Source organism: Amycolatopsis ultiminotia, from assembly GCF_039536925.1.
GTDB lineage: Bacteria > Actinomycetota > Actinomycetes > Mycobacteriales > Pseudonocardiaceae > Amycolatopsis > Amycolatopsis ultiminotia.
This window is the reverse complement of sequence record NZ_BAAAZN010000004.1, coordinates 558,973-566,829: the sequence shown is the minus strand read 5'-3', so window position 1 is coordinate 566,829 and position 7,857 is coordinate 558,973. Positions and strand designations below refer to the sequence as shown.

General features: G+C 67.4%; 5 protein-coding genes. 1 reads left to right on the top strand and 4 read right to left on the bottom strand.

The features are described 5' to 3' along the window. Positions 1-1,366: 1,366 nt before the first annotated feature. Both glnA and ABD793_RS13035 read right to left on the bottom strand, forming a co-directional pair. Entirely contained in the window at positions 1,367-2,710 is a 1,344-nt protein-coding gene (glnA, locus tag ABD793_RS13040; protein WP_344859168.1) for a type I glutamate--ammonia ligase, read from the bottom strand. A gap of 68 nt (positions 2,711-2,778) precedes the next feature. Then, complete coding sequence (locus tag ABD793_RS13035) at positions 2,779-4,059, bottom strand: MFS transporter (protein ID WP_344859166.1); 1,281 nt, start codon at positions 4,057-4,059, stop codon at positions 2,779-2,781. 92 nt (positions 4,060-4,151) lie between these two features. Here ABD793_RS13035 and ABD793_RS13030 point away from each other — a divergent pair, with 92 nt between their 5' ends. Then, positions 4,152-4,799, top strand: coding sequence for an LppX_LprAFG lipoprotein (locus ABD793_RS13030; RefSeq protein ID WP_344859164.1), 648 nt, complete (start codon positions 4,152-4,154; stop codon positions 4,797-4,799). On the opposite strand, the gene ABD793_RS13025 is transcribed toward ABD793_RS13030, so the two are convergent. Both ABD793_RS13025 and ABD793_RS13020 read right to left on the bottom strand, forming a co-directional pair. After that, the gene (locus ABD793_RS13025; RefSeq protein ID WP_344859162.1) at positions 4,796-6,157 is read right to left on the bottom strand and encodes an alpha/beta hydrolase; all 1,362 of its coding nucleotides are present in this window, start codon (positions 6,155-6,157) and stop codon (positions 4,796-4,798) included. The two genes, ABD793_RS13030 and ABD793_RS13025, sit on opposite strands and share 4 nt — an antisense overlap. Before the next feature lie 111 nt (positions 6,158-6,268). Then, complete coding sequence (locus tag ABD793_RS13020) at positions 6,269-7,837, bottom strand: alpha/beta hydrolase (protein ID WP_344859253.1); 1,569 nt, start codon at positions 7,835-7,837, stop codon at positions 6,269-6,271. Positions 7,838-7,857: the final 20 nt, after the last annotated feature.

Sequence of the window (7,857 nt, the reverse complement as noted above, 5' to 3'; positions counted from 1 at the left end):
ATGTGTTAAGCACGCCGCCAGCGTTCGTCCTGAGCCAGGATCAAACTCTCCAACAATGAACAGTTCAACCAATGACTACACATCAAACTCAAAGAAAACCCAACGAGGATTCTCCAAAAACAAAAAAAACTCTACTGGCTTAGTTCACTAGCACACTGTTGAGTTCTCAAGCAACACACCAACAACCAACCCACAAACGAGCCAATCGCCAGCATTGTTTCAAGCTTTTGGTCGAGCATGCCGAGACCTACAAGGTTAGTCGTAGGGAATCGGCGGCCGCTCGTGGGCCGACGCTGAACGCTACCTGGTCCGTTTCGCGGTGTCAACCGCTCGGCCCTGGCCTCCGGTCCGTGGGGCTTTCGGCCCCGCCGTCCCGGTGTTCCTGGCGACGAAGAGAAGATTACACACCTCGCAACAGCCCGAAAACAGGGGGGTGACTTAACGGGGTCGGCGCAGGTCAGAGGCTCGCAGACAGCCCGTTGCGCGAGAGGTGCGGACAAGGCGCGCGGGTAGCAACGCGGACGGGTAGCGCGGGTCAGGGCTTGGACGAGGACGTAGCGGGGGTGGCCGACGTAGTCGGGACGTGGCCCGGCTCGGTGGGTACGTGACCGGCGTGGTGAGGAGTGGCCAGCTCGGTGAGTACGTGACCGGCATGGCGGGGAGTGGCCGGCTCGGTGAGTACGTGACCGGCATGGCGGGGAGTGGCCGACGGGGTGGGGAGTGGCCGACATGGCGGGGACATAGCCGACGGAGGGGAAGCGGCTACTGCGGTGTGGACCGCGGTCACTCGGGGATCGCGCGGAGTTTGCCGGGCTGTCCGGTGGGAGGGACGGCGGGGACCGAGGTCGGACGGCGACGCCTTCGTCGCGCGGTAGCCGGGGCGTCGGGCCGGGCGGGGCGGGTGTTGTTCGAGGAGTTCCTGGTCGGCGAAGATGACTTCGGAGCGCACTCTGTCCGGTGGTGGTCATGGGCGCCGGTGTTTGTCTTTCAGCTGAGCGGGGAGGTCGCCGACGGGACCGCGGGCGGCCGTGCGGTGTCGGACGTCGCTGGTCGCGGCTTGGGTCAGTGCGCTCGGGGCAACAGCGTTGACCTGCTATGACGTCGGTGCCCGAGTGCGGTTGGTCAGGTCGACGGCCGGTGGGCCAGATCTCATGGCCGCCGGACGGCAGGGAAGCTTCGCGAAAGCGGGGACTCCCCTGGCTCCAACACGGCCGCACCCGAAGTACCAGTCGCAAAGCCCGGCACGCCACCGAGGGCCGATGCGACTGTCCCCTGCCCGGAGCGGTAACAACCCCGGCGGCTGCGAGCGCCCGGCCAGGGTTTCGATGAAAGCTGCGCTCCGGGCCGTGCGGAAACGCGGGATGGGTCAGAGCACGGGCAGCAGCGTGCGTAGCTCGTACGGGGTGACTGCGCTCCGGTAGTTGTCCCACTCGACACGTTTGTTGCGCAGGAAGAAGTCGTACACGTGCTCGCCGAGGGCTTCCGGGAGCAGTTCCGACTTCTCCATCTCCGCCAGTGCCTCGCCGAGGTTCTGCGGGAGCTGCGAGTAGCCGGCGGCGCGGCGTTCGGAGTCCGACAGCTGCCAGATGTTGTCCTCGGCAGGTGGCGGCAGCTCGTAGCCCTTTTCGATGCCCTTCAGCCCGGCCGCGATGATCACCGAGTACGCCAGGTACGGGTTGCACGCGGAGTCGAGCGTGCGGATCTCCACGCGACGGGAGGACGCCTTTCCCGGTGAGTACATCGGCACCCTGACCAGCGCGGAACGATTCGCCCGGCCCCACGACACGGTGGTCGGTGCCTCGCTGCCGCTGATCAGCCGCTTGTACGAGTTCACCCATTGGTTGGTGACCGCGGAGATCTCCTTGGCGTGGTGCAGCACTCCGGCCACGAACGCCTTGCCGGTGTCGGACAGCTCGTGCGGGTCCTCCGCGTCGTAGAACGCGTTGCGGTCCCCTTCGAACAGGCTGACGTGGGTGTGCATGCCCGAACCGGGCTGACCGCTGAAGGGCTTCGGCATGAAGGTCGCGCGCACGTTCTGGGTCAGCGCGACCTCCTTGACGACGTAGCGGAACGTCATCACGTTGTCGGCCATGGTGAGCGCGTCGGCGTAGCGAAGGTCGATTTCCTGCTGCCCCGGTGCCCCTTCGTGGTGGCTGAACTCGACTGAGATGCCCATCGCCTCGAGGGTTTCGATGGCGTGCCGCCGGAAATGCGTCGCGGTGGCGTGGCTGGCCTGGTCGAAGTAGCCGCCGTTGTCCGCGGGTTCGGGCTCGGTGCCGTCCTCGGGGAGGGTGGCGAGCAGGAAGAACTCGATCTCCGGGTGCACGTAGCAGGTGAAGCCCGCTTCGCCTGCCTTCGACAGCTGGCGGCGCAGCACGTGCCGCGGATCGGCCCACGACGGTGAACCGTCGGGCATCGCGATGTCACAGAACATCCGCGCGGAGTACGGGCCGCCCTCCGGCGTCTCCCACGGGAGCACCTGGAACGTCGACGGGTCGGGCTTGGCGACCATGTCCGACTCGTACACCCGCGCGAAGCCTTCGATGGCCGAACCATCGAACCCGATGCCCTCACTGAACGCGCCTTCGAGCTCCGCGGGCGCGACCGCGACCGACTTGAGGAACCCCAGCACGTCGGTGAACCAGAGGCGGACGAAACGGATGTCGCGCTCTTCCAGAGTGCGGAGCACGAATTCCTGCTGGCGATCCATGGCCGCACCCTAACCAGCACGTGTTAACGGGATGTTTCACGGGTCGCCGGGGCGTTTCGACCGGGAAGTCAGCGCACTGCGACCGGTCGGATCCGGCCGGATCGGGTGATCGACAACGAGGCGACGGCAGCGATCACCGCCAGCCCCGCGGCGACGTACCAGGCCAGCGCGTAGTCGCCGAGCTGGTCCCGCACCGCGCCTGCTGCCGACGCCGCGAATCCCGCGCCGAGCTGGTGGCAGGCGAACACCCAGCCGAAGACGATCGGACCGGCTTCGCCGAAGGTGCGGATGCAGAGCGCGACGGTCGGCGGGACGGTGGCGACCCAGTCGAGGCCGTAGAACAGGATGAACGCCCACATGCTGGGCTGGACCGAATCCGTGAACAGCTGTGGCAACAGGGCGAGCGAGAGTCCCCGCAACGCGTAGTAGACGCCGAGCAGGATGCGCGGATCGACACGGTCGGTGAGCCAACCCGACGCGATGGTCCCCACCACGTCGAAGATCCCGACCAGCGCGAGCAGGCTCGCGGCGGTGGTCTGCGGCATGCCGTGGTCGTGCGCAGCGGGTACGAAATGTGTGCTGACCAGTCCGTTCGTGGTCGCACCGCAGATCGCGAACCCGATCGCGAGCAGCCAGAACGACCTGGTGCGCGCAGCTTGGAAGAGCACAGTCAGCGCGCGTCGCGCGGAGCCGGTCTTCGGGGCCGGGCTGGCGACCGCTGTGCCCTCCGGCGCGCCGTACGCGACAGTGCCGATGTCAGCTGGATGGTCACGCACGACGAGGAGCACGAGCGGGACCACGGCGAGTGCCGCGATCGCGATGACCAGCGACGCCGTACGCCAGCCGTCGTGTACGGCGAGCGCGGCCACTACGGGGAGGAAGACCAGCTGTCCGGTAGAGCCGGCGGCGGTCAGCACACCAGTCACCGCACCGCGGTGGCGTACGAACCACCGAGTGGTCACTGTCGCCGCGAAGCTCATCGCCATCGACCCTGTGCCGGTACCCACGAGCACGCCCCAGCACAGGATCAGCTGCCAGCTGGAGCTCATGAACACCGTGCCGCCGGCGCCGATCGCGACGACGAACAGCGCAGTCGCTGCCACCCGACGGATGCCGAACCGTTCCATTAGCGCCGCGGCGAAGGGCGCGAAGACGCCGTAGAGGACCAGGTTGACCGACACCGCAGCCCCGATGGTGGCGCGGGACCAGCCGAACTCCTCGTGCAGTGGGTCGATCAAAACGCTGGGCGCGGCCCGGAAGCCGGCAGCGGCCAACAGCGCGACGAACGCGGCCGCGGCCACGAACCAGGCGCGGTGGAGACGAGGTGCGGGACGGGTCTCGGTGATCACGAATGGCGAGTCTGCTGGGTGGCCGGGGCGGCCGGAAGTGGCCTGGCGGACACCATCCGAAAGAATCAGGCCAGCCGAGTAAGCTCACGGCCATGCGCAGCCGACGCTTCCTCCCGGCGCTGCTGCTTGTCGGGCTCGTCGGCAGTTGCACAGCGTCATCGCCGTTGCCGGTTGGCAGCGAGCTGCTGAGCGCCTCGAAGTCGACCTTCGCCTCAGTTCGGAGCCTGCACTTCTCCGTGGCGGTCAACGGGGTGCTCCCCCGGCTGCCGTTGAGCAAACTCGACGGTGAAGCCGGTCTCGACAACGGCGGACGTGCGGCAGGTACCGGGGAGCTGGCGAACAGCACCGGCGAGCGGGAGTTCTCCTTCACGGTCAACGGCGGCGCGGCGACCACGAAAGACTCGAAGGGACACGCGACGTCCGGCCCGGCGACCTTCACCGTGCAGCGCTTCCTCGGTCCGGACGGTGGCTTCGTGAACCTGCTCGGGGCACTCCGGAAACCGCAGACCGAAATCCGCGAGACGATCCAGGGCGTCGACGGCTACCGCGTGGGCGGAACGTTGCCACAGGCCGTCGCGTCGCGACTGGTGCCGCAGATTCATTCCGACGTAAACGTGAAGGTGTGGGTCACGGTCACCCAGCCGCACCGCTTCGCGCGGCTGTGGCTGCAGGTGCCACCCGAGACGATCACGGACAGCCCGGTGATGTTCGAGGTGCTGCTCACGCAGCAGGTGCCTTAGCCACACCGACTGTCGCGCGCGACAGTGGTGACCAAGTACTCAGCTGCGATGCGATCGACGCAAGCGTTTCCGCGCAGGAACGCTGCGTGTTGGGTGCCGTCGAAGGTCAGCAGCGGGGCGCGAAGGGCCTTCGCAACGGCGGCGCCCTGCCGATACGGCGTCGCCGGGTCGTGCGTTGTCGAGACGACCAGGACCTTTGACGGCTCCGGCGCGGACAGGCGGTGCGTCCGTGACGTCGGCGGTACGGGCCAGGTGGAGCAGACGTCCAGCTCACTGGTATCCGGCGATCCGCCGTCGAGAAACGGTGCGTTCGTGAGCATTTGCCGGTGCGCGGAGTCGATGGTCGCGCGATCGGTCACCCGGTCGTAGTCGACGCAGCGAACGGCGAAGTAGGCGTCGATGGCACCGCTGTAGTGACCGTCCGGGTCTCGTTCGTAGTAGTTGTCAGCGAGGTCCAGCAGTGTGCTGCCTTGTCCGTGCGTGAGTTCCTGAAGCCCACGCAAGAGCACAGGCCAATTGTCGCGCGAGTACAGCGCCGCATTGGTGGCGGTCACTGCGTCCTCGAAAGACAGCGTACGGCCGGGTAACGCAGGCGCCTTGCTGATGACTAGCGGGCGTGCAAGACGCTGGAACGCGGTGGTCGCGTCGCCGGTGAGTGGGCAGCTGGGCTGCTTCGCGCACCACCGCGCGAACTGCGTGAAGGCGTCCTGGAAACCTGCGGTCTGCGCGACCAATGTCTGTGGTAGGTCCTGCGCGGGGTCGATGACGCCATCGAGGATCATCGCGCGCACTTTGTCCGGGTACGCCTCCGCGTACGACGATCCGATCTGCGTGCCGTACGAGTAGCCCAAGTACGTCAGCTTCTCCTCGCCGAGAGCGGAGCGAAGGGCGTCGACGTCACGTACAACTTCCCGCGTGCCGATGTGCGCGAGGACGTCCGCGCCGGTGTTCTTCGCGCACGAAGCGCCGTACGCACGCGCTTCGGCCAGTTGCTTCGCGACGCCGGCCGGAGAGCGGTCACTTTCCGCGTCAGACGCACGGTCGGCGTCCTGTTCAGCGTCGGAGCGGCAGGTGATCCGCGGCTCGCTCGCGTGGACACCGCGCGGATCAAAGCCGACGAAGTCGAACCGCGCCGCAAGCTGTCCGGCGGGTTTCACCAGCGTCGCCGCAGCGGTCATCCCGGAACCGCCCGGACCGCCTGGGTCGAGTACGAGCGACCCAACCCGATGAGCGGTGTCGGTAGCGCGATGCCGGAGCAGGCCGAGCGTGACTGTGCGCCCGGACGGCCTGGCATAGTCGAGCGGCACGGTAAGCCGCGCACAGTCGAAGGACGGATCCGCGTACAGCTGCTTCTCCAAGCTGCCACGAGCGTACGGCTCGCACGGGCCCCAGCGGAGTTGCGGCTCAGCAGCCGAACAGGCTGTGACGGCGAGCGCCGCCACAGCCATGACCGCCGTGGCCCGTCTCATTCAGCTGCCTTGGCAGCGAGTGCCTTCGGCCGGCACCGTGCCGTCGATCAGATACGCCACGCCCACCTTGTCGACGCAGCTGTTGCCCTGCAGGAACACCGTGTGCTGGGTGCCTTCGAAGGTGAGCAGCGAACCGCCCAGCGCCTTCGCAAGGTTCACGCCCGCCTGATAGGGCGTCGCCGGATCGTTGGTGGTGGAGATGGTGAGCGTCTTCGGCAGGCCGGGGACATTGGGCTCGTGCGGCTGCGACGTGTTCGGCACCGGCCAGAACGCACACGAGTCGCGCGCCGAGCTGGCCTGCTTGCCGTCGTCGAGGAACGGCGCGACCTGTACGTACTTCTCCTGCGCTTCGAGGACCTGCTTCGGGTCGGTCACGCGCGGGTCGTCGACGCAGCGGATCGCGGTGAAGGCGTCCTGCGTGGTGCCGTAACGGCCGTCGGGACCACGCTCGTTGTAGATGTCCGCGAGCTTCTCGAGCGTGCCGCCCTGCTGCTGCTTCAACTCGTTCAGGCCGGTGTTCAGGTACTCCCACAGACTCTGCTGGTACAGCGCCTGGATCGCACCCGTGGTGGCGTCTTCGTAGGACAGCTTGCGACCGTCACCCACTGACACCGGGAAGTCGATCAGCCGCCGAGTGAGGTCCTGGAACGCCTTCGTCGCCGCTGCCGGGTCAGTGCCGAGCGCACAGTCCTGCCGAGCGGCACACCACTTCGCGAACTCACCGAACGCCGTGCCGAAGCCCTGACCTTGCGCGACGAGGGATTCCTCCGGGCTCTGATCGGGGTCTACGGCGCCGTCGAGAATGAGCGCGCGCACGTTCTTCGGAAAGGTCTCCGCGTACGTCGACCCGAGACGCGTGCCGTAGGAGTAACCGAGGTACGTGAGCTTCTTGTCGCCGAGGACGCTGCGTAGCACGTCCATGTCCTTCACAACGTCGCGCGTGCCGACGTGCGCGAGCATGTCGTCGCCGTACTTCGTGCGCTGCGTGCACTTCGCCGCGAAGTCCTTCTCCTGCGTCTCCTGCTTCGCGACGCCTGCGGGCGAACCGTCGGTCTCGCTGTCGTCCGCGCGGTCGGCGTCGCGCTCCTGATCGGTGAAGCAGCGGATCTGCGGCTCGCTCGCGCCGATCCCCCGCGGGTCGAATCCGACCAGATCGAAACGCTTGCCGAGATCGTTCTTCGAAACCTGCTCGACCATGCCTGCCGCGGCGACCATGCCGGAGGCTCCCGGACCACCCGGGTTCAGCACGAGCGACCCGACCTTGCCGCCCTGATCCTCGGCCTGATGCCGCAGCACTCCGAGCGTGATGGTCGGTCCGTCCGGTTTGGCGTAGTCCAGCGGAACGGTCAACCGGGCACATTGGATGCCCTGGGTGCGGAAGGCGGACTGCGCGTCGTCCGAGGTCGCGTAGGGTGCACAGGCAGCCCAGGTCAGGCTCTGGCCGTAGAAGCGCTCCAGTCCGGCAGGCACCGGTCCGACCGGCGGATGTGATTCGACCGACGGCGAGGGCACGGCCTGGCCGGAGTTCGACGAGCACGCCGCGAGGGTGCCGGCGAGCAGGCCGGACACCGCGAGCGCGACGATCCGAT

Excerpts from the sequence above, each read along its gene's own strand:
- glnA (WP_344859168.1), bottom strand. The coding sequence starts at position 2,710 with ATGGATCGCCAGCAGGAATTCGTGCTCCGCACTCTGGAAGAGCGCGAC.
- ABD793_RS13030 (WP_344859164.1), top strand. The coding sequence starts at position 4,152 with ATGCGCAGCCGACGCTTCCTCCCGGCGCTGCTGCTTGTCGGGCTCGTC.